This window comes from Pseudactinotalea suaedae (assembly GCF_009733815.1).
Lineage (GTDB): Bacteria > Actinomycetota > Actinomycetes > Actinomycetales > Beutenbergiaceae > Pseudactinotalea > Pseudactinotalea suaedae.
In genome coordinates this window covers 15,712-37,267 of sequence record NZ_WNXY01000012.1, presented here as the reverse complement: position 1 = coordinate 37,267, position 21,556 = coordinate 15,712, and the positions used below count along the sequence as shown (strand labels likewise).

Below are 21,556 nucleotides of genomic sequence, written 5' to 3'. Positions count from 1 at the left end.
CAGCACCGAGGAAGTATCCGCCGGAGCTTCGTGAGCGTGCGATGCGGCTTGCTGGCGAGGCCAGGAAGGAAGATCCGGAGCTGTCGTTGAACGCGGCGGTCCGGGTCGGGCAGCGTGTCGGGGTCGGCGCCGACACGTTGTGGGGCTGGTGCAAGCAGGCCGCGATCGATGCCGGCGAGCGTGCGGGAACGAGCACGAGCGGTGCCGCTCGGATCAAGCAGCTCGAGGCGGAGAACGTGGAGCTCAAGCGTGCCAACGAGACCTTGTTGGCGGCTTCCTCGTTCTTCGCGCGGGAGCTCGACCTCGCTCAGCACGGGCCCAGAGCGACGCGGAGTCGATCGTGCAGATCGAGCGGGTGTTCTGGGACCGCAACCAGGGCCAGGGGATCAGCGGCGCCCGGAAGGTCTGGCCGCTGCTGCGCCGTGAGGGCGTCATCGCTGCCAGGTGCACCGTCGAACGGCCGATGCGCCCACCAGGGGTCATGAGGAATTCGCCGCGGCAAGGCGTTCGTCGACGAAGGCCGACAGTGCCGCGCTGCGGCCACCAGATCATGTGCAGCGCTGTTTCCGCGCGGACCGGCCCAACGAGCTCTGGGTGGTCGAATCCACCTATGTGCCGACGTGGTCGGGGATGGCGTTCACGGCGTTCGTGACCGATGTCTACTCGCGTCGGATCGTGGGCTGGCGGACGATGGATCGGATGCCGACCGAGCTGCCGCTGCATGCGCTCGAGATGGCCCTATGGGTCCGCGATCGCGCCGGGCGGGACGTCAACGGCGTCATCCAACGCTCGGACGCCGGGTCGCCATACACCGCGCTGCGCTACTCCGAACGACTCGCAGGCGCCGGCGCCATCGCCTCGATCGGAACCGTGGGCGACAGCTACGACAACGCCCTGGCTGAGACGGTCGTGGGTCTGTACGAGACCGAGTGCGTCAAGATCGACGGCCCGTTCCGGACCGCCGATGAGCTCACGCTCGCGACGCTGTCATGGGTGCACTGGTTCAACGAGAACCGCCTGCACTCCGCCATCGACTTCGTACCCCCATCGAGAGAGAGAACGCGGACTACCGTCAGATCAACCCCAGAGCCAACCGGCCCTGGGAGAACCCGCCCTCCACTGAACCCGGGGCGATTCAGGCGAGCAGTGCAACCCGTCACGTCCAGCCAGGGCTGTCCGGAATCGTGGCGAGAAAGGGGTGGGGGCGGCCCCATGGTGACACGCCGCCAGAGATCGTCATCAATTACGCGCGGCCAACATGACGAATTTGCGTGCGCAGCCTACGTAAGGTTAGGCTCACCTCAGCCGATCGGGGCTATTAACGCGGCAGCTTCCGGTCCGGTGCAACGGCTGGTCCCAGGACCAGCAATGACTCCAGCCGGCCCGCTCGGGCCGGTGCCGAATCCGTCGCTCCGAGGACCCCGTGACCACCACCCTGCCGCCCCTGCACGCCTCGTCGGCGCTCAGCACCGACGAGATGCCCTTCTCACAAGTCCTACGTGAGAGCACCCAGCGAGCTCACACCGCTGCGGAATCTTCGAGCTTCGTCGATCGGCTGCTGGCCGGTGAGCTCGACGCCGCCGCCTTCGCGCGCCTGATGGCCCAGCTGTATCCGGTCTACGAGGCGATGGAGTGCTCGAGCGCAAACGACTCGGTGCGCGATCGCTTCGACGACCCGCGCCTGCACCGGCTGGCTGTTCTCGAGCACGACCTGGCCACGCTGATCGGACCGGACTGGCGCACCGCAGAGCCGGTGCTCCCCGCCGCCCGTGCCTACGCCGAGCACGTCGCTAGCGTCTCCGGCAGCACGCCGGCGTTCGTCGGGCACCACTACACGCGCTACCTGGGCGACCTCTCGGGCGGGCTGGCCATCGCGCGCCGGGTCGCGCAGCACTACGGGCTGCGCGAGGGCGAACCGGGACTGCTCTTCTACCGTTTCGACGGCATCCCCAAGCCGAAACTCTTCAAGGACGACTACCGACGCGCCCTGGACACCGCCCCATGGGGTCCGGTCGAACGTGGCGAGGTGGTCGCCGAGGCCGAGCGTGCGTTCGCGATGAACGCCGCGATCTTCGCCGCGCTCGGCTGACGGCCCCCAGACTGCCCCGCCCGGTGCCGCGCCGGGCGGGGCGCCATCCTGCTCTGCCCGCTCTCTCGTCCTCCGCTGGAGCCCCATGTCCTCGCGTCGTCCCGCCGTCCTTCTCGCCGTGCTGGGCCTGGCTCTCGTGCTCGCCGGCTGCGGCGGCCTCGCAAGTTCCACCTCCCAGGCGCCCGACGGGGGCCCTGCCCTCGCCGAGGTCGAGCCGCTCACCGATCCCCTCAGCCATGTCGGGGAGTCGACGGCGGTGCTCGGCGACACCAGCATCTCGCCGGTCGCGGACGGCCCCCAGCCAGAGCTCCCGGTCACCGTCACCGACGCGCAGGGCAGCGAGGTCACGGTGCACGATGTCTCGCGCATCCTGGCGCTCGACCTCTACGGCACGACCGCGCGGACGGTGTTCGAGCTCGGTCTGGGCAAGCACGTCGTCGGCCGGGACGCGTCCTCGGGCTTCGCCGAAGCCGCCGACCTCCCGCTCGTGACCGCGAACGGCCACGACCTCAACGGCGAGGCCATCCTCGAGCTCTCGCCGACGGTGATCATCACCGACACCAGCCTCGGTCCGTGGGACGTCATGCTCCAGATGCGCGACGCCGGGATCCCGGTCGTGGTCGTCGACTCGCACCGCTCGCTGGATACCGCCGGAGACCTGATCCGGCAGGTCGCCGCCGCGCTCGGGGTGCCCGCCGAGGGAGAGAAGCTCGCCGAGCGCACCACGACCGCCGTCGAGGAGATGATCGAGCAGATCGCCGCGATCGCGCCGACCGGCGACGCGCGGCTGCGCATGGTCTTCCTCTACGTGCGCGGCCAGTCGGGCATCTACTACATGTTCGGCACCGGCTCAGGGACGGACTCCCTGATCACAGCGCTGGGCGGTATCGACGTCGCCACAGAGATCGGCTGGGACGGCATGCGGCCGCTCAATGACGAGGGCCTGGTGGCCGCGGACCCGGACCTGATCCTCATGATGAGCGGAGGGCTGAGCTCGGTCGAGGGAGTCGACGGCCTGCTGGAACGAGTCCCGGCCCTCGCCATCACTCCGGCAGGCCAGCACCGCCGCGTCGTCGACATGGCCGACACCGAGATCCTCAGCTTCGGCTCCAACGCCGCCCAGGTGCTCGAGGCGCTCGCAGTCGCGATCTACGCACCGGACGCCGCATGACGCCCGACACCACCACCGCCACCCCTGACGCACCGGCGCGCGCCGAGGTCCCGCGCGAGCGGCAGCGCCGCGGCACCGCCCGCACCACCGGCGTGGTGCTCGTGCTGCTCGCGCTCGGCACCGCGCTCACACTCGTCTCGGTCGGCATGGGCCAGCTTGCGATCGCACCCGGCGACGTGCTCGCCTCGGTGCTGCACCGCCTGCAGGTGCTGCCCGGTCCCAGCCCGTTGGCCGAGAACGCCGAGAGCGCGCTCTGGCTGATCCGGTTCCCCCGCGTGGCGCTGGCGCTGCTCGTGGGCGCTTGCCTGGGTGTCGGCGGCGTCCTCATGCAGGGCGTCTTCGGCAACCCGCTCGCCGAGCCCGGTGTCATCGGCGTCAGCTCGGGCGCGGCGCTCGGCGCCTGCACCGTCATCGTGCTCGGCCTGAACTTCTTCGGCGAGTGGACCGTGGTCGCATGCGCGTTTGTCGGTGCGCTCGCCGCCACCGCAGTCGCCTACCGGACCGCTCGCCACGGCGGTCGCACCGAGGCTGTCACGCTGATCCTGACCGGCGTCGCGGTCAACGCGTTCTGCGGCGCCGGGATCGCGCTGATGACGTTCCTGGGCGACACCGCCGCGCGCGAGGAGATCGTGTTCTGGCAGCTCGGCTCACTCAACGGCACCCGCTGGCAGCACGTGCTCGCCGTGCTGCCCGCGTGCGTCATCGGGTCCGTGCTCGCACTCGCGTTCGCCCGGCAGCTCGACCTGATGTCGCTCGGTGACCGAGCTGCGCGTCACCTGGGTGTCGACGTCGAGCGACTGCGCTCCGGCACCGTGGTGCTGGTGGCGATCCTCACGGGGGCTGCGGTGGCCTTCTGCGGAATCATCGCCTTCGTCGGTCTGGTCGTGCCGCACCTGCTGCGCATGATCGTCGGGCCCGGTCACCGCACGCTCGTACCGGCCAGCATGCTCGGCGGTGCCGTGCTGCTGCTCGCCGCGGACCTGGGCGCTCGCACGATGGTGCCGTACGCCGATCTGCCGATCGGGATGCTGACCGCGCTCGTCGGAGGCCCGTTCTTCTTCTACCTGATCCGGCGCGGCCGGCGGTCGGGGGCATGGGCATGACGGGGTTGACGGTCCCTGCAGATCCCGGAACGACGGTGGCCGACCGGTCAGCTCGCGACCGTGTGCTCGGGCTGTCCGCTGCCGGGGTGAGCCTCGAGCTGGGCGGCCGCCGAGTGCTCGACGACGTCAGCGTCGTCGTCGGGCCGGGTGAGCTGGTCGTGCTGGTCGGACCGAACGGCGCGGGAAAGTCCAGCCTGCTCGGTGTGCTCTCCGGCGACCTCGCCCCGGCGAGCGGAAGCGTGGATCTCGACGGCGTCCCCCTTGCCTCGATCCCCGCTGCCAGGCTCGCGCAGCAGCGCAGCGTCCAGATGCAGGAGAACCGCCTCGCGTTCGCGTTCGCCACTCGTGAGGTCGTCGAGATGGGGCGCGCTCCGTGGCGACGCACCTCAGCGGCTCGGGATGACGACCTGGTCGTCGAGGAGGCGATGGCCGCGACCGACGTACGCGACCTCGCCGAGCAGAGCTTCCCGACGCTGTCCGGCGGTGAGAAGGCGAGGACCTCGTTCGCGCGTGTGCTCGCTCAGCGCACCCCCGTGATCCTGCTCGACGAGCCGACCGCGGCCCTCGACATCCGCCATCAGGAGGCCACGCTCGTGCGTGCCCGGGTATGCGCTCACGAGGGCGCCGCTGTTGTCGTCGTGCTGCACGACCTGTCCCTCGCCGCCGCCTACGCCGACCGCCTGGTGCTGCTGGACCGCGGCGCCGTGCGCGCCGACGGACCCGCGCGCCAGGTGTGCGACGCCCAGCTGCTCGGTGACGTCTACGGCCACCCGGTCGAGGTGCTCGACCATCCCTCTGGTCCGCTGGTGATCCCAGCGCGTCCTCGTGCCAAGGAGCTGTACCGATGACCCGCGCCCGCCTCGCCTCCCTGCTCGCTGCAGGCCTGCTGGCCGCCACCGCCGTCAGCGGCGTCGGCACCCCGGCCCAGGCGGCCGCACGGGTGAGCATCGCCTCAGACCTGGGATCCGCCCTCGCCAGCCTGGAGGGACCGACGACGATCTCCGTGAGCGGGAGCGGGTTCCAGTCGGTCCAGGGCGGGTTCGGTGGCATCTACGTGTTCTTCGGTTGGGTCGAGCCGTCGAGCTCGTGGCGACCGAGCGAGGGTGGTCGCACCGGCGTCGACTACCTGTACGTCCCCGACTCCGAGGCCAAGGACAACGCCGGCTACCAGCGCTTCGTGACGTTCCCGGGATCCGGGACGGCGGCCGCCGCCAACGGTGGCGAGGTTCGCGCCGACGGCAGCTGGGACCTCACGATGGTCGTGCCCGGCCCGACGTTCCAGGCGGTCGATCGCGACGGCGGGATGCGCACCGTCGATTGCCGCGAGGTCACGTGCGGCCTGATCACGATCGGCGCCCACGGCGTCGCCAACGCGAACAACGAGACCTTCACACCGGTCGAGTTCATCTCACCCAGGTCGGGGGGCGTCGCAACGGTGCGGGACGAGCAGGCGCCAGGAAGCGACCCGGCGCCGGTCGAGGACACCGACGACACCGAGGAGAGCGCCGACGGCGCCACCGCATCCTTGTCGGAACCGGCGACGATCGGCCTGGAGCAGTCGACGATCATCGCGGGCCGGGTGCTGACTTTCACCGGGACCGGGTTCCAGCCCGGGGAGCAGGTCGTCGCGGTGCTGGGTGCGGGCGAGACCGGCGCCGGGCCGCTGCTCGCGGGTGAGTTCGGGGAGGTCGCCGGCGCGGTGACGCTGCCACCCGACCTGCGGCCGGGCACGCACGTGCTCACGATCGCCGGGGCGGGCTCCGGCCAGGTCGCGGAGGCGACGATCTCGGTGATGGCGGACCCCTCGGCGTTCGGCATCGCCGCGGACGACGGCGACCAGCTGACCTGGCCGGTGATCGCCGTGCTCGTCACCGGGCTGGTGCTCGCAGTGCTGGTGCTCAGCTCGTTCGTGAACGGGCTGATCCGCAGACGCAGGGGCCGTCGTGCTGCCCGATCCGTGCCAGAGACGCAGGCTGCCGCCGCGCACGCCGCACCCGAGGAGGAGCAGACGGCCGTGCTCCCAGCAGTCCCGGAGCGCCGCTCGGCGCCTGAGCGGGTCGACGCGTGACCGCCCGGACCGCGGCCCGAGCCGGGCTGCGCGCGCTCGCCGCTGCGGTGCTCGCACTCGGGCCCGTGCTCGCGCTCGCGGGAGCAGCGGCAGCCGATGGCGTCACCGTCGTCGTCGACATCCCCGACGGCGACAGCGAGCTCCGGGTCACGGATGCGCAGCTGAGGTGGGGTCTGAACGCCGAGACCGGGTCGGGGGCGTTCTTCGGCGGCTGCAACTTCCTCTCCGCCGGCGCCGCCGGTGACGCGGGCGGCGCCCGCGTATGGAGTGATGCGGACGCGACGGGTCCGGGTGCCCTCTTCCGCACGCGGGACGGCGCAGTTCGCATCGAGAAGCCCGACGCCGACGGCGGCTGGCAGGATCTCACCTGGCCCGACCGCTGCCAGGACGGCACCGGTCGTACGGTCACCAGCGACGGCGGTGACCTGGGCACCGGCGTGGTCGCGGTGATCGACGGCGGTGAAGGGACCGTCGACCTGGATGCGGGCACGGCGCGGATCCAGTGGCGCGGATCTGTCACGGTCGTGTTCTACGGCGGGCTCACCTACTGGTGGCTCACCGACCCGATGCTGGTCATCGAGCCCGACGGCACCGGCACTCTGACCGCCACGATCGGCGGCTATGGCACCTCGATGGACGATCTGACCCGTTGGGAGCGGCTGAGCCCGGTTCCCGACGTCGTGATCGCCACGCTGTCCGGGGTCGAGCTCGGCGAGACCGGGATGGCGACCGTGCCGGTCTTCGACGGCGTCCAGGTGCAGGTCCCCGACTCGGTGCAGCCGCAGCGCAGGGACGTCGAGGGCTGGGGGTCGTTCCCGCAGGAGTTCGTCGACGCGCAGGTCCGCACGGGCCAGGCTGCCTACTGGTACACCTCGGGCGGGCTGCGCGACAGTGCGAAGACGCCGACGACGATGTGGGTCAGCTACGAGGCATCGACCCCGCTGCCGTCGACGCCGCCCCCGCCCTCGACGCCGGAGCCGTCCGCGGGCGGGGCACCGGCGCCGGGCACCGCCGACGGGTTCCCCGGCTCGAGCGGCGCAGGGGCCGGCGGCGTCCCGCCGAGCGGTATCTCGACGCCCCCGGTGCTGGCCGACGAGCCCACGCTGCAGGCCCCGACCGGTCAGCTGGTGAGCGCCCCGACCTGGCTGGCACCGGGGCTGATCCCGTCTGCCGCTCCCGCCACCTCCAACGACTTGCTGCCGCTGGGTGTCGCCGGCGTGCTCGGGCTCAGCAGCATCGCGCTGGTCGGCTTCCGGAGCGGGTGGCTGGTGCTGCCCTTCAGCTCCCCCTGAGTCGTCCACGAACCGCGGGCAGCTGACCCGCACCAGAACGCGGCAATTCCTGTTCACACCACCATGAGGAGAACGATGAAGTACAACCGACCACCAGCGCTGGGTGCGCGGCTCGCCGCCGCCACCACGGCAGCGTTGACACTTGCGGCGGCGGGGATCGCCCTCGCCGCACCTGCCTCGGCCGCCCCGGCCACGGTGGACGACGCCACGTTCGCGTGGTCCATCAACGACGAGTCGGGAGGTGGGGCGTTCTTCGGCGGCTGCAACTTCCTCGTCGCGGGCGCCGCCGGCAACGCGGGCGGTTCCAGGCTCTGGACCGAGGCCGACGGGTTCTATGCCACGACCGCCGGCGACGTGAGCATCCTCAAGCCGACCGCCGACGGTGGTTGGGTCGAGCCGACCTGGTCCACCAAGTGCCAGACGCCCGACGGCGGCAACGCCAACACCGGCTCAGCCGTGACCGGCAACATCGTCCAGATCGCGGGCGGCAGCGGCACCGTCGACATCGAGTCCAACACCGCCGAGATCGGCTGGGAGGGCGACTTCACGGTCGTGTTCTACGGCGGGATGACCTACTGGACCGCTTCCGACCCGCACCTGAGCGTGGCCGCGGACGGCACGGTGGAGCTGACGGTCACGGCCGGCGGCTATCAGGCGTCGATGGAGGACCCGAGCATCTGGGTCCCCATCGAGCCGACCGAGATCACGTTCGCCACGCTCACCGGTGTGGACGTCACCGAGCACGGCTTCGAGCACACCCCGGACTACCTCGGCGTCGAGGTCGAGGCGCCTGCAGGTACCTCCACGCAAGTTCGTACGGGTGCCACCTGGGGCGCGTTCCCGCAGGACTTCGTGACCTTCCAGGGCCAGACCGGGCAGTCGTCCTACTGGTACTCATCCGGCGGCAGCGTCGATGCGCGCAAGGTGGCCAACCCCATGAGCGTCGCCTGGGTGCTCGGAGAGGACGGCGAGGAGCCGACCGACCCCGGGGAGCCCGGCCAGGGCTCCGGTGACATCGAGGTCGGTGTCGACGTCCCCGAGGCTCCGACGGAGCCGGAGGAGCCGGGAGCGCTCGAGTGGAGCATCGAGGGCGCCGCATCGGTGAACCTGGGTCAGGCGGGACTGCTCGACGACGGTCGTTTCTACGCCGAGGGCATGCTTCCCACCATCACCGTCACCGACAGTCGTGAGGATGCGCCGGCCTGGGAGCTGACCGGTCATGCGACCGACTTCACCTCGGGCACGGCTGGATTCGGCGCCGAGTACCTGGGCTGGTCGCCGCAGGTGCTGTCGAACCCCGGTGGGGCGTACCCGGGCAGCAGCACCTCGGGGACCGGTGGTCTGGCCACGGCCGCGCGGCTCGCGATCGGGCTGGTGGGGCACAACGCCGAGTCGTCCACCATCACCGCGGCGCTGGACCTCGTGGCACCCGCCGACACCGAGCCCGGCTCGTACAGCTCGACCATCACACTCACGATGGTCGGCTGAGGACCGCAGATACCGCGCACATCAGGCGGGCGGGCAGGGGCATCTCCCGGCCCGCCCGCCACCTGCCGAAGAGAGGCACGATGAGAACTGACTCGACCGCCGCCGCCCCGCCCAGGCCCCGCACGGGCGTCGTGCTCGCGGTGCTCGCGGTGCTCGCGGTCGCCGTGGTGACAGCGCCACCCGCGACAGCACTCGACGCGGCGTGGTCGGTCGCTCCGTCCGACAACGAGCACGGCGAGAGCCGGCCGAACTTCGGCTACCGGCTCGAGCCGGGCGCCACGATCGAGGACGCCCTCGACGTGGTCAACACCGGCGACGTCGAGCTCACGCTCGCCGTCGCCGCTGCCGACGGGTACACGACGCCGCAGGGCGTCCTCGACCTGCTGCCGCTGAGCCAGATCCAGAGCGGTGTCGGGATGTGGGTCGTCCCCGCCGTCTCGGAGATCACGCTGGCACCGGGGGAGTCGACCGAGGTCCCCTTCACGCTCGCCGTGCCGGCGGGGGCCGCACCTGGCGACCACACCGGCGGCCTCGTCACCGTGCGTACCAGCTCCGGCGGCGGCACCGTGCAGCTCGAGCAGCGACTGGGGTCGCGCATCCACGTCCGGGTGCCGGGCGACCAGGTCGTGGCGCTGTCGGCGGACGAGCTGGCGGTCAGCCAACCGGCGCAGCTCAACCCGGTCGCTGGGGGGACCGCAACCGTGCGGTACGCGGTCCGCAACGAGGGCAGCGTCCGCACCGTGTTCACCGAGCGGGTCACGGTCAGCGGCCCCGGCGGTCTCGGAAGCGTGATGGCCACGGCGACCGTGGCCGAGATCCTGCCTGGCAGCGAGATCGTCAGGGTGGTCGAGATCCCCGGGGCTTGGTCAGTGGGCTACACGGACGTGAGCGTCGAGCTGGTCCCGCAGGCTGTCGATGGCGAGCTCGCCTCACCCATCCGGCTCGACGGCGGAGCCTGGGCCGTGCCCTGGACCCTCGTCGCCGTGCTCGTCCTCGTCATCGGCGCCGCCGTCGTGATCGGGGTGCTTCGCGGCAGGAGTGAGCCCACGTCCATCAGGACGGAGCCGGTGCCGTAGCATTGGGCGTCGCTGTTGTGCGCCGGATCCTTGGCGTGCGGACGACTGATCCCGCTCGACGCCGGTGCCGTCGCCAAGGCGCGCGCCCGTCGAGCCCCAGAGAAAACGTTCAGGAGTGCATGCCGTGAAGAGCGCCGTCGAGACCGTCGACGAGACCCGGGTCAAGCTGACCGTCGAGGTCCCGATGGACGACCTGAAGCCTCAGGTCGACCGGGCCTACTCGGAGATCGCCCAGTCGGTCACGATTCCTGGTTTCCGCAAGGGCAAGGTGCCGCCCCGCATCATCGACCAGCGCGTCGGCAAGGCTGCTGTGATGGAGCAGGCGATCAACTCGGCGATGCCCGACCTGTACCGCCAGGCCGTCACCGAGGCCGAGCTGAAGCCGATCGGCCAGCCGAAGATCGACGTCACCAACATCCCGGGTCTGACCGCCGCGGCGGAGGCCGAGGCGGAGAACCTCGTCTTCACCGCCGAGCTGGACGTGCGTCCCGAGATCGAGCTGCCCGACCTGTCCGACGTCACCCTGACCGTCGAGGACGCCGAGGTCAGCGACGAGGACGTGGAGGAGAGCCTCACCACGCTGCGTCAGCGCTTCGCCAGCCTGGTCGGCGTCGACCGAGCGGTCGCTGACGGCGACTTCGTCAGCATCGACCTGGTCGCCAAGATCGGCGACGAGGAGATCGACACCGCCGAGGGCGTCTCCTACCAGGTGGGCTCGGGCAACATGCTGCCCGGCATCGACGAGGCGCTGATCGGCCTCTCCGCCGGGGAGAGCGCCACGTTCAACGCGCCGCTGGCCGGTGGCGAGCACGCAGGCGAGGACTCCACCGTCACCGTGACCGCCACCGCGGTCAAGGAGCAGGAGCTCCCCGAGGCTGACGACGAGTTCGCGCAGATGGCCTCCGAGGTCGACACGATCGAGGAGCTCCGGGCGAACCTGCGCACGCAGGTGGCCGACGCCAAGTCGAACAACCGCGCCGTGCAGGCTCGTGACCTGCTCCTCGAGCACCTGCTCGAGGTCACCGAGTTCCCGCTGCCGCAGGGCGTGATCGAGGACGAGATCCACCGCCACCTGGAGGGCGAGGGTCGCCTCGAGGACGACGAGCACCGCGAAGAGGTGCGCGCGCAGGCCACCGACGCGCTCCGCCGTCAGCTCCTGCTCGACACCCTGGCCGAGAAGCTCGAGGTCCAGGTCGAGCAGGGCGAGATGATCGAGTTCATGCTGCGTACCGCGCAGGAGTACCGGATGGACCCGAACGAGTTCATCCAGAGCGCGTCGCAGAACAACCAGATCCCGCTCTACGCGGCCGAGCTGGCTCGCAACAAGTCCCTCGCGGTCGCGCTGCGCGACGTCAAGGTCGTCGACGCCTCCGGTGAGGTCGTCGACCTCGCCGACTACATCGGCTCCGACGAGGAGGACGCCGCCAACGCCGCAGCCGGCGCGGCGACCGACGAGGCCGCCGTCGAGGCCCCCGAGGTCGAGCTCGTCGAGACCGAGGCAGCCGAGTCCGCCGACGACGAGGACGCGGCCGACGCCGAGAAGGCCTGACGTCAGCGCCGGCCCGGTGTGCGCTAGCAGCGAAACCGGGCCGGGCGCGGGCATGGCGGGGCATGCCGCGGCGTTAGCCTCGCATGCAACAGCTACCAGTGGCTGGTGCCAAGCGACAGTCTCAAACCGAAGCAGAATGGCGGCAGACGTGAGTCAGCACTCGAACGACTTCCCGCAGGCGGCAGGCCCGGACACCCGGGGCCTGACGCTCGGGGACAGCATCTACAACCGACTCCTGCAGGAGCGCATCATCTGGCTCGGGTCGGAGGTGCGTGACGACAACGCCAACCAGATCTGTGCGCAGATGCTGCTGCTGGCGGCCGAGGACAGCGAGAAGGACATCTGGCTGTACGTGAACAGCCCGGGTGGATCGGTCACGGCAGGCATGGCGATCTACGACACCATGCAGTTCATCCAGCCCGACGTGGCAACGGTCGCGATGGGCATGGCCGCCTCGATGGGGCAGTTCCTGCTCGCCTCCGGCGCCAAGGGCAAGCGCTACGCCACGCCGCACGCCCGCGTGATGATGCACCAGCCCTCCGGCGGCATCGGCGGCACCACCACCGACATCAAGATCAACGCCGAGCTGATCCTGCACATGAAGCGAGTGATGGCCGAGCTGACCGCCGAGCAGACCGGCAAGTCGGTCGAGGAGATCAACCGCGACGCTGACCGCGACCGCTGGTTCACCGCGGAGGAGGCGCTCGAGTACGGGTTCATCGACCACGTCGTCGCGCACTCCAACCTGGTGCGCGGCGGCGGCGGGACGAGCGACTGAGCCGGCCGGCGAAGACAGGAAGAGACGAGCAGTGAACATGAGCTACAGCAACTTCGGTGGGTCAGCTGCCACCCCGTCGGCGCGCTACATCCTCCCGCAGTTCGAGGAGCGCACCGCCTACGGCTTCAAGCGTCAGGACCCCTACACCAAGCTGTTCGAGGACCGCATCATCTTCCTCGGCGTCCAGGTGGACGACGCCTCGGCCGACGACATCATGGCCCAGCTTCTCGTCCTGGAGAGCCAGGACCCGGACGGCCTGATCACGCTGTACATCAACAGCCCCGGTGGCTCGTTCACCGCGATGACGGCGATCTACGACACGATGCAGTACATCAAGCCGCAGATCCAGACCGTGTGCCTCGGACAGGCCGCGTCGGCCGCAGCCGTGCTGCTCGCCGCCGGTTCCCCCGGCAAGCGACTGGCGCTGCCGAACGCTCGCGTGCTGATCCACCAGCCGGCGATGGAGGGTGGCTACGCGCAGGCGTCGGACATCGAGATCCACGCCAACGAGATGATCCGCATGCGCGAGTGGCTCGAGAACACGCTGGCCGACCACTCCGGCAAGCCGGTCGAGGAGGTCCGCCAGGACATCGAGCGCGACAAGATCCTCTCCGCCGCGCAGGCCCTGGAGTACGGCCTGGTCGACCAGGTGCTGGAGAGCCGCAAGGCCGCAGCAGCGATCGCCGCGAGCTGAGAGCTGAACACCCACAGGGCTCCGTGCCGGCCACCTCGGCCGGCCGGGGCCCTGTGTCCTTCCGACACGCGGTGCTCAATCGGGCGTGCGTGGGTGGGTGAACATAGTGTGCAATGGTGCTGAGCGCCGCACCCTCGCGGATGCAGCGCGAGCAGCAGGACGCGGCACCGCGATCGCACCACCGATGACCACGCAGAACCAGACAAGCAGGAGGTACCCATGGCCCGGGTAGGAGAAGGCGCCGACCTGCTGAAGTGCTCGTTCTGCGGCAAGAGCCAGAAGCAGGTCAAGAAGCTCATCGCCGGGCCGGGCGTGTACATCTGCGACGAGTGCATCGAGCTCTGCAACGAGATCATCGAGGAGGAGCTCGCCGAGGCCAGCGAGCTCGGACTGGTCGAGCTCCCCAAGCCGCGCGAGATCTTCGAGTTCCTCGAGTCCTACATCGTGGGCCAGGAGCCGGCCAAGCGGGCGCTCGCCGTCGCCGTCTACAACCACTACAAGCGCGTCCAGGCCAGCGAGAGCGGCGTGGGCGGCGCAGGCGCCACGGCATTCGGCGGTGAGGCCGATGACGTGGAGCTGGCGAAGTCGAACATTCTGCTGATCGGTCCTACGGGGTGTGGGAAGACGTATTTCGCGCAGACGTTGGCGAAGTTGTTGAACGTGCCGTTCGCGATCGCTGATGCGACGGCGCTGACCGAGGCGGGTTATGTCGGTGAGGATGTGGAGAACATCCTGTTGAAGCTGTTGCAGGCGGCTGACTTCGATGTGAAGAAGGCTGAGACCGGGATCATCTACATCGATGAGATCGACAAGATCGCTCGCAAGAGTGAGAACCCCTCGATCACGCGTGATGTCTCGGGTGAGGGTGTGCAGCAGGCGCTGCTGAAGATCCTCGAGGGCACGACCGCTTCGGTGCCGCCGCAGGGTGGGCGCAAGCACCCGCATCAGGAGTTCATCACGATCGATACGACGAAGGTGTTGTTCATCGTGGCGGGTGCGTTCGCGGGGTTGGAGGAGATCATCGCCGGGCGGCGGGGTCGTAAGGGCATCGGTTTCGGTTCGCCGTTGCACTCGGCTGATGATGTGGACGGGATCGCTGATGTGATGCCGGAGGATCTGTTGAAGTTCGGGTTGATCCCGGAGTTCATCGGTCGGTTGCCGGTGCTGGCCACGGTGGCGCCGTTGGACAAGGAGGCGCTCTCGCGGATCCTGACCGAGCCGAAGAATGCGTTGCTCAAGCAGTATCAGCGGATGTTCGAGCTGGACAACGTGGAGCTGGAGTTCGCCCCGGACGCGGTCGAGGCCGTGGCTGAGCAGGCGATCCTGCGGGGTACGGGTGCGCGGGCGCTGCGGGCGATCCTGGAAGAGGTGCTGCAGTCGGTGATGTTCGACGTGCCCTCCCGTGATGATGTGGCCCGGGTGGTCATCAATCGCGCCGTCGTGGAGAAGAACGTCAACCCGACCCTGGTGCCTCGCGAGGCTCCGCGCAGCAAGCGCCCGCCGCGGGAGAAGAGTGCCTGATCAGCCCCCCGCGGAGCTGGTCCGGCTCCGCGGCAGCATCGACAACATCGACGCCGCCCTGGTGCACCTGCTCGCCGAGCGGTTCAAGTGCACGCAGGAGGTCGGGCGGTTCAAGGCCGAGCACGGCCTGCCGCCCTCCGACCCCGGCCGCGAGGCGAAGCAGATCGCCCGGCTGCGGGCACTGGCCGAAGAGGCCGGGCTCGACCCGGTGTTCGCCGAGAAGTTCCTGTCGTTCATCGTCGCCGAGGTGATCCGGCACCACGAGGACATCGCCGCACAGAGCTGACCTCACAACCGTGGTCGGGCCGGCGTGCGCAAGCCCTTACCGGTAGGAAACCGACCACGCCGCTGGTCGAAACAGCGTCTCCCTAGCGTCGGTAGGCATACCGCCGATCCTCTGGGGAGCGCACATGTCGACGACCGCAACAGGTTCCACCGTCGCGCCGACGCGGGAGCGCCGCAGGTTCGGTGGCCGCTGGATCGAGGACTGGGACCCGGAGGACGAGCGCTCCTGGCAGAGCACCGGTCGCCATGTCGCACGGCGGAACCTGTCGGTCTCGATCGTCGCCGAGTTCCTCGGGTTCGGCGTGTGGGCGCTGTGGTCGATCGTCGTGCCGCAGCTGGCGGCGGCGGGCTTCGCCCTCAGCGTCGACCAGCAGTTCTGGCTGATCGCGATCCCGAGCCTGGTGGGCGCGACCCTGCGCATCCCCTACACACTCGCGGTCCCGCTGCTCGGTGGCCGCAACTGGACGATGATCTCGGCGCTGCTGCTGCTGATCCCGACGGTGGCCGTGGTGATCGTGGTGCAGCAACCCGCGACGCCGTTCCCGGTGCTGCTGACCGTCGCCGCCCTCGCAGGCCTGGGCGGGGGCAACTTCGCCTCCTCGATGGCGAACATCACCTTCTTCTTCCCGCAGCGGGAGAAGGGCCGCGCGCTCGGTCTGAACGCCGCCGGCGGCAACATCGGCACGGCAGCCGTGCAGCTCGCGGTCCCGTTGGTGATCGCGACGGGCGCCGGGATCGCGCTGGAGCGCGCCGGCCTGGTGTTCATCCCGCTGGTGCTCCTCGCCGCCGTGCTGGCGTGGAGGTTCATGGACAACCTCGGTACCGCACGCGCTGACGCCCGCACGTTCACGGTGGCGACCCGGAACCGGCACACGTGGATCATCTCCTTCCTCTACATCGGTACCTTCGGATCCTTCATCGGCTACTCCGGGGTGTTCCCGACCCTGCTGGCCACCACCTTTCCCGAGGTGACCCTGACGGTCGCCTTCCTCGGCGCCCTGGTGGGCTCGGTCGCCCGGCCGCTCGGCGGGGTGCTGGCCGACAGGCTCGGTGGCGCCCGGGTCAGCGTCGCCTCGTTCCTGGTCATGGGCGTGGGCGCCGCCGGGGTGATCGCCGCGCTGCAGCGCACCGAGTTCGGTCTGTTCTTCGGTTCGTTCCTGCTGCTGTTCGTGGCCACCGGGATCGGCAACGGCTCCACCTACAGGATGATCCCGGCCGTCTTCGCGGCCGGCGCCCACGAGGGGATGAGCGAGCTCGAGGCCGAGGGCGACCTGGCGGAGCGCCGGCTGCGGGCGCAGCAGGCGGCGGCGGGCTGCATCGGCATCGCGGGTGCGGTGGGTGCGTTCGGCGGGTTCCTGATCCCGCGCGGGTTCGCCGTCTCCACCCAGCTGACCGGATCGCTCGCGACGGCGCTCGGCCTCTTCGTCTGCTGCTACCTGGTGATGGCGGCGACCACGTGGTTCGTCTACCTCCGCCCGGGCACCACGCTGTCCGCGGCCAGGATCTGATGTCGGCTCCCGCGGTCGCCAGCCACTGCCCGTACTGCGCCCTGCAGTGCGGCATGGCGATCAGCGCTGCACCGGGGCGGGCGCTCGAGGTGGAACCGCGTGCGTTCCCCACCAACCGTGGCGGCATGTGCCAGAAGGGCTGGACCAGTCCCGCCGTGCTGACTGCCCCGGACCGGCTGACCACCCCGCTGCTGCGCGGCGCCACCGGCGCGCTCGAGGAGGTCACCTGGGACGTGGCGCTGGACCACGTGGCCGGCACCCTGCAGCGGCTGCAGGTCGAGCACGGTCGGGACGCGGTCGCCGTCTTCGGGGGCGGCGGCCTCACCAACGAGAAGGCGTACATGCTCGGCAAGTTCGCACGTGCGGTCCTGCGCACCTCGCGGATCGACTACAACGGCCGCTTCTGCATGTCGAGCGCGGCCGCCGCGGCCAACGCCAGCCTGGGGCTGGACCGCGGGCTGCCGTTCCCGCTCACCGACCTCGGTGGTGCCGACGCCGTGGTGCTGCTGGGCTCGAACCTCGCGGAGACCATGCCGCCGGCGGTGCAGCACCTGGCGGGCGTCCGCGAACGGGGCGGCCTCGTGGTCGTCGATCCTCGGCGCAGCGCGACGGCCGCGCTCACGGGCGAGCTGACGCCGGGTGTCGACGGCGGCGGCCGGGGGAGCGACGGCGTGCACCTGCAACCCGTGCCAGGCACCGACCTCGCGGTGCTGCTCGGACTGACCCACATCGTGCTCATGGAAGGCCTGGCTGACGCGGACTACCTCGCCACGCGCACGACCGGTGTGTCGGACCTGCGCCGGTCGGTCGTGGCCTGGTGGCCCGAGCGCGTGGCCGCGGTGACCGGCGTCCCCGTCAACGCGCTGCGACGCACCGCGCGGCTGCTGGCCGCCGCGGCGCCCGCGCACGGCGGTCGCGGCGCGTACGTGCTGACCGGGCGTGGGGTCGAGCAGTCGGTGCAGGGGACGGCGACCGTCACCGCGGCGATCAATCTCGCCCTGGTGCTCGGCCTGGTCGGCCGGGTCGGCAGCGGGTACGGCGCGATCACCGGGCAGGGGAACGGGCAGGGCGGCCGCGAGCACGGCCAGAAGTCCGACCAGCTGCCCGGGTACCGCTCCGTCACCGACCCGGCCGCCCGCAGGCATGTGGCCGGTGTGTGGGGCATCGACCCGGACGACCTGCCGGGCCCGGGTGTGCCCGCCGTGCAGCTGCTGCGCGAGCTCGGCACCGCGGGCGGGCCACGCGCGCTGCTCGTGCACGGATCGAACCTGCTGATCAGCGCACCGGATGCGACCGCGGTCGAGGAACGTCTGCGCTCGCTCGACCTGCTGGTCGTGTGCGACGTCGTGCCGTCGGAGACCGCCAGGATCGCCGACGTCGTCCTCCCCGTCACCCAGTGGGCCGAGGAGGAGGGCACGATGACGTCGTTGGAGGGGCGGGTGATCCGCCGCCGCAAGGCCGTGGAGCCGCCGGACGGCGCCCGGTCAGAGCTCTGGGTCCTCGCTCAGCTGGCGGCCCGGCTGGGGTCGCAGGTCCGGCTCGACACCGACCCGGCCGCCGTCTTCGCCGAGCTCGCCCGCGCCTCTGCCGGCGGCCGCGCCGACTACTCGGGCCTCAGCCACGACAGGCTCGACGCCGACGAGGCCGTCGCGGGGCCGGGCTACTTCTGGCCGGTGCCCGCGCCCGCCCACCCGGGCACGCCGCGGATGTTCCTGGAGGAGTTCCCGACGCCGGACGGCCGGGCGCGGCTGATCGCCGTCGAGCACGTCGGACCGGACGAGGTGGTACGGCCGGACGCGCCGATCCACCTCGTCACCGGCCGCGTGCTCCAGCACTACCAGTCGGGAGCGCAGACCCGCCGCGTCGAGGAGCTGAGCTCGGTGGTCGCCGAGCCCTACGTCGAGATGCACCCGATGCTGGGCTTCCGTCTCGGGGTCCTCGACGGCGCGCTGGTCCGCCTGACCTCGGCACGAGGCTGGGTCGAGGCCACCGCACGGTGGACGGACCGGATCCGTCCCGACACGGTGTTCATGCCGTTCCACTTCCCGGGTGTCGGCAGCGTCAACCGCGTCACCAACGACGCCACCGACCCGGTCTCGGGCATGCCGGAGTTCAAGGTGTGCGCCGTCGACGTGGTCCCGGCCGGCCAGGAGGCGGTGGCATGACGCAGCTGGTCGTGGTCGGCAACGGGATGGTCGGGTCCCGGTTCGTGGAGGAGGTGGCGGCACGCGATCCCGAGCAACGCTTCGACATCACCGTGCTCGGCGCCGAGCCGTACCGGCCGTACAACCGCGTGCTGCTGAGCGAGGTCGTCGCAGGGAAGGTCGACCTGCTGGGGCTCGAGCTCCCTCATGACGACGAGCGCGCGCGTGTGCACCGGGGGCAGGAGGTCGTCGCGATCGACCGGCGACGGCGGCGCGTGCGGACCGAGACGGCGAGCATTCCCTACGACGTGCTCGTGCTCGCCACCGGCGCCGCGGCACGGGTCCCGGAGGTCCCCGGGCTCGACGGCGACCTGCCGGCGGGGGTGCATCCGTTGCGAACCCTCGACGACGCTCGCGAGATCGTCGCCGCGACGGCGAACGCGAGTCGTGCGGTGGTCGTGGGCGGCGGGGTGCTCGGGCTGGAGGTCGCGTGCGGGCTGGCCGGTCGGGGGCTCGCGGTGACGCTCGTGCACGGCGGTACCGGCCTGATGGACCGCCAGCTCGCGTCAGGGGCGGGGCAGGTGGTCGAGGCGTCGCTGGCCGGGCTGGGCGTGGACTGCTGGACCGCCGCGCGCACGCTCGGTGTCCAGGCACGCCAGGGCAGGGTGGTGTCGGTCGCCGTCCAGGGATGCCCGCCCGGCGGGCGGGGAACGGATGCGCCCGCTGCGGCGGACCTGCCCGCCGACCTGGTGGTGCTCGCCACCGGCACGGTGCCCGCGGGCTCGGTGGCTGCCGCCGCCGGGCTGGCGACGGCGCGCGGGATCCGCGTCGGTGCCGACCTCGCGACCACCGACCCGGCCGTCTACGCGATCGGTGACTGCGCCGAACCGCCCGAGGGTGCGAGCGGGCTGATCGCGCAGGGGTGGGAGCAGGCCCGGCGGCTGGCGATCGACCTGACCCGGTCCCGCACCGACGAGCCGGCCGGTCGCGGGCGTCCCAGCCTGGCGGTGCGCGTCGGCTCGGTGATGGCGGCCAGGGAGATGCGCGGTCCGGCGGACGCGGCCCCGGCCGTGTCCGGCACGGATGTCGTCACGCTGAAGGCGCGTGGGCTCGACGTCGTCGCGATGGGCGTCTGCGGCGGGCGGGCAGGACCCGGCGAGCGCGTGCTGCGTCTGGACGACCCAGCCGCCGGACGGCACGTCGAGGTGGTGGTGGCCCAGGGCCAGCTCGTGGGAGCGACGTGCGTGGGCGCACCCGACCTCGCAGCGGACCTGGTCGCCACCTACACACGCCGGACCCCGATACCGAGCGATCCCTCGATGTTGTTCCTGCGGCCCGTGCAGCCGTCACCGGCGGTCGCGACAGGGCCCGAGCAGATGCCCGCGCGCGCCACGGTGTGCTCGTGCAACTCGGTGTCGAAGGGCGAGATCGTGGACTGCGTCCACGCGGGGGCCCGCACGGTGGCGGACGTGGCGCGCGGGACCCGAGCCACCACCGGGTGCGGCAGCTGCACCGCCACGGTCTGCGGGCTTCTCGACTGGTTGGGTGTCAACGACAAGGAGAACGCCGATGTCACGGTGGGCTGAGCGTCCGGCAGGCGGACGTCCGAGAGCGGAGCGGGCGGAGATCGCGAGCCGCCCTCACCATGGAGGCATGACACCCGCGCTGCTCGTCGGCCTGCCGCTCGCCGGCCGCGACGTGCTGGTCACCGGCGGCGGTCCCGCCGCGGCGGCGCACGTGGCGGCGCTGCGGCAGGTGCAGGCGCGCGTGCGGGTGGTCGCGCCGCACGTGTGCGAGGACCTCCGTGACCTCGTGGCCGAGCACGGTGCCACCGTACGGCTCGACGAACGTGAGCCCACGCCGGTCGACCTCGACGGCGTGTGGCTGGTGGTCGCCGCCGACGACAGCGCCCGCGACCGCTCCGCCGTGCAGGGGTGGGCCGAGGCGCGGCGGACCTGGTGCGTCGTCAGCGACGACCCCGCAGCCGCGCAGATCCACGACGCCGACGGACTCCTCGACCGCGGCGAGGTCGACCTCCGCCGCCCCCCGGGCACGCTGGGGAGCGTCACGCTGGTCGGGGGCGGTCCTGGTGCCGCGGAGCTGATCACGGTCGCCGGTCGTCGCGCGCTCGCGGAGGCGGATGTCATCGTCACCGACCGTCTCGGCCCGCGCAGCGTGCTGGCCCACGTGCGCCCCGGCGTCGAGGTCATCGACGTCGGCAAGACCCCGGGCCACCACCCGGTGCCCCAGCACGAGATCAACCGGATCCTCGTGGAGCAGGCCCAGCTCGGGCGCCGCGTGATCCGCCTCAAGGGCGGGGACCCGTTCCTGCTCGGCCGTGGTGGCGAGGAGGTGCTCGCGTGCCAGGAGGCCGCGGTGCCGGTCGACGTGATCCCCGGCATCAGCAGCGCGTTCGCGGTACCGGCGCTGGCGGGCATCCCCGTCACGCAGCGCGAGGTCGTCGCGGCGGTGCACGTCACCAGCGGCCACGAGCCGCTGGCGGAGGCGGCGCTGGCCTGCGTCCGTGACGCCTCAGCGACCCTGGTCGTGCTGATGGGCGTCGGGAATCTCGGCCACATCGTGGAGCAGCTCCGCAGTGCGGGCGCGAACCCCGCGACGCCGGTCGCGATCGTGGAACGGGGGAGCACGCCGGCCCAGCGGCTCACTCGCGCCACCCTGGCCGACGTCGTCGCCGTGGCTGCCGAGGTCCGGGTGCGCGCTCCCGCCGTCATCGTGATCGGCGCCGTCGCGGCGTCCTAGCTGCCTCCCCCTTTGCACCGGCGCTGGCGC

18 protein-coding genes and 1 pseudogene are annotated in these 21,556 nt (G+C 71.2%); all 19 read left to right on the top strand.

Features of this window, described 5'->3' with window-relative positions; genetic code table 11:
* Positions 1-139 precede the first annotated feature (139 nt).
* Positions 140-412 (top strand): annotated as a pseudogene (locus GPA04_RS21545) (hypothetical protein); the annotation flags it as partial.
* A gap of 32 nt (positions 413-444) precedes the next feature.
* On the top strand, positions 445-1,503 hold the full coding sequence (locus GPA04_RS21540; protein WP_366464960.1) for an IS3 family transposase: 1,059 nt from the start codon (positions 445-447) through the stop codon (positions 1,501-1,503).
* Complete coding sequence (locus GPA04_RS18390; protein ID WP_156225682.1) at positions 1,424-2,089, top strand: biliverdin-producing heme oxygenase; 666 nt, start codon at positions 1,424-1,426, stop codon at positions 2,087-2,089. The genes GPA04_RS21540 and GPA04_RS18390 overlap by 80 nt, the downstream gene beginning before the upstream one ends.
* A gap of 85 nt (positions 2,090-2,174) precedes the next feature.
* A complete protein-coding gene (locus GPA04_RS18385) occupies positions 2,175-3,260 on the top strand; it encodes a heme/hemin ABC transporter substrate-binding protein (RefSeq protein WP_156225681.1) in 1,086 nt (361 codons plus the stop codon).
* Entirely contained in the window at positions 3,257-4,363 is a 1,107-nt protein-coding gene (locus GPA04_RS18380) for a FecCD family ABC transporter permease (RefSeq protein WP_156225680.1), read from the top strand. Before GPA04_RS18385 ends, GPA04_RS18380 begins: the two co-directional genes overlap by 4 nt.
* Positions 4,360-5,211, top strand: coding sequence for a heme ABC transporter ATP-binding protein (locus tag GPA04_RS18375; protein ID WP_156225679.1), 852 nt, complete (start codon positions 4,360-4,362; stop codon positions 5,209-5,211). Before GPA04_RS18380 ends, GPA04_RS18375 begins: the two co-directional genes overlap by 4 nt.
* The gene (locus GPA04_RS18370) at positions 5,208-6,431 is read left to right on the top strand and encodes a hypothetical protein (RefSeq protein ID WP_156225678.1); all 1,224 of its coding nucleotides are present in this window, start codon (positions 5,208-5,210) and stop codon (positions 6,429-6,431) included. Before GPA04_RS18375 ends, GPA04_RS18370 begins: the two co-directional genes overlap by 4 nt.
* Positions 6,428-7,723 (top strand): hypothetical protein, encoded by a 1,296-nt coding sequence (locus GPA04_RS18365; protein ID WP_156225677.1) that lies wholly within the window; start codon positions 6,428-6,430, stop codon positions 7,721-7,723. The genes GPA04_RS18370 and GPA04_RS18365 overlap by 4 nt, the downstream gene beginning before the upstream one ends.
* Before the next feature lie 75 nt (positions 7,724-7,798).
* Positions 7,799-9,211: a hypothetical protein gene (locus GPA04_RS18360; protein WP_156225676.1), complete on the top strand. Its 1,413-nt coding sequence runs from the start codon at positions 7,799-7,801 to the stop codon at positions 9,209-9,211.
* 80 nt (positions 9,212-9,291) lie between these two features.
* Positions 9,292-10,287, top strand: a complete 996-nt coding sequence (locus GPA04_RS18355; protein WP_156225675.1) for a WxL protein peptidoglycan domain-containing protein — start codon at positions 9,292-9,294, stop codon at positions 10,285-10,287.
* Between the two features lie 124 nt (positions 10,288-10,411).
* Entirely contained in the window at positions 10,412-11,836 is a 1,425-nt protein-coding gene (tig, locus tag GPA04_RS18350; protein WP_156225674.1) for a trigger factor, read from the top strand.
* Between the two features lie 148 nt (positions 11,837-11,984).
* Positions 11,985-12,614, top strand: a complete 630-nt coding sequence (locus GPA04_RS18345) for an ATP-dependent Clp protease proteolytic subunit (protein ID WP_436277927.1) — start codon at positions 11,985-11,987, stop codon at positions 12,612-12,614.
* A 37-nt stretch (positions 12,615-12,651) separates the two neighbouring features.
* On the top strand, positions 12,652-13,308 hold the full coding sequence (locus tag GPA04_RS18340; protein ID WP_156225672.1) for an ATP-dependent Clp protease proteolytic subunit: 657 nt from the start codon (positions 12,652-12,654) through the stop codon (positions 13,306-13,308).
* A 219-nt stretch (positions 13,309-13,527) separates the two neighbouring features.
* Positions 13,528-14,829 (top strand): ATP-dependent Clp protease ATP-binding subunit ClpX, encoded by a 1,302-nt coding sequence (gene clpX / locus GPA04_RS18335; RefSeq protein ID WP_156225671.1) that lies wholly within the window; start codon positions 13,528-13,530, stop codon positions 14,827-14,829.
* Positions 14,822-15,115 carry a chorismate mutase gene (locus GPA04_RS18330; protein ID WP_241680912.1) on the top strand — a complete coding sequence of 98 codons (294 nt, stop codon included), beginning with the start codon at positions 14,822-14,824 and terminating at the stop codon, positions 15,113-15,115. The genes clpX and GPA04_RS18330 overlap by 8 nt, the downstream gene beginning before the upstream one ends.
* A gap of 124 nt (positions 15,116-15,239) precedes the next feature.
* Complete coding sequence (locus GPA04_RS18325) at positions 15,240-16,622, top strand: MFS transporter (RefSeq protein ID WP_156225670.1); 1,383 nt, start codon at positions 15,240-15,242, stop codon at positions 16,620-16,622.
* Positions 16,622-18,787, top strand: a complete 2,166-nt coding sequence (locus GPA04_RS18320; protein WP_156225669.1) for a molybdopterin oxidoreductase family protein — start codon at positions 16,622-16,624, stop codon at positions 18,785-18,787. Before GPA04_RS18325 ends, GPA04_RS18320 begins: the two co-directional genes overlap by 1 nt.
* On the top strand, positions 18,784-20,352 hold the full coding sequence (locus GPA04_RS18315; protein WP_156225668.1) for an FAD-dependent oxidoreductase: 1,569 nt from the start codon (positions 18,784-18,786) through the stop codon (positions 20,350-20,352). Before GPA04_RS18320 ends, GPA04_RS18315 begins: the two co-directional genes overlap by 4 nt.
* A 67-nt stretch (positions 20,353-20,419) precedes the next feature.
* A complete protein-coding gene (gene cobA, locus GPA04_RS18310) occupies positions 20,420-21,526 on the top strand; it encodes a uroporphyrinogen-III C-methyltransferase (protein ID WP_156225667.1) in 1,107 nt (368 codons plus the stop codon).
* Positions 21,527-21,556: the final 30 nt, after the last annotated feature.

Coding starts and splice junctions, on each gene's coding strand:
- GPA04_RS18385 (WP_156225681.1), top strand. CDS start 2,175: ATGTCCTCGCGTCGTCCCGCCGTCCTTCTCGCCGTGCTGGGCCTGGCT.
- GPA04_RS18380 (WP_156225680.1), top strand. CDS start 3,257: ATGACGCCCGACACCACCACCGCCACCCCTGACGCACCGGCGCGCGCC.
- GPA04_RS18375 (WP_156225679.1), top strand. CDS start 4,360: ATGACGGGGTTGACGGTCCCTGCAGATCCCGGAACGACGGTGGCCGAC.
- GPA04_RS18370 (WP_156225678.1), top strand. CDS start 5,208: ATGACCCGCGCCCGCCTCGCCTCCCTGCTCGCTGCAGGCCTGCTGGCC.
- GPA04_RS18360 (WP_156225676.1), top strand. CDS start 7,799: ATGAAGTACAACCGACCACCAGCGCTGGGTGCGCGGCTCGCCGCCGCC.
- GPA04_RS18355 (WP_156225675.1), top strand. CDS start 9,292: ATGAGAACTGACTCGACCGCCGCCGCCCCGCCCAGGCCCCGCACGGGC.
- GPA04_RS18340 (WP_156225672.1), top strand. CDS start 12,652: ATGAGCTACAGCAACTTCGGTGGGTCAGCTGCCACCCCGTCGGCGCGC.
- clpX (WP_156225671.1), top strand. CDS start 13,528: ATGGCCCGGGTAGGAGAAGGCGCCGACCTGCTGAAGTGCTCGTTCTGC.
- GPA04_RS18325 (WP_156225670.1), top strand. CDS start 15,240: ATGTCGACGACCGCAACAGGTTCCACCGTCGCGCCGACGCGGGAGCGC.
- GPA04_RS18320 (WP_156225669.1), top strand. CDS start 16,622: ATGTCGGCTCCCGCGGTCGCCAGCCACTGCCCGTACTGCGCCCTGCAG.
- GPA04_RS18315 (WP_156225668.1), top strand. CDS start 18,784: ATGACGCAGCTGGTCGTGGTCGGCAACGGGATGGTCGGGTCCCGGTTC.
- cobA (WP_156225667.1), top strand. CDS start 20,420: ATGACACCCGCGCTGCTCGTCGGCCTGCCGCTCGCCGGCCGCGACGTG.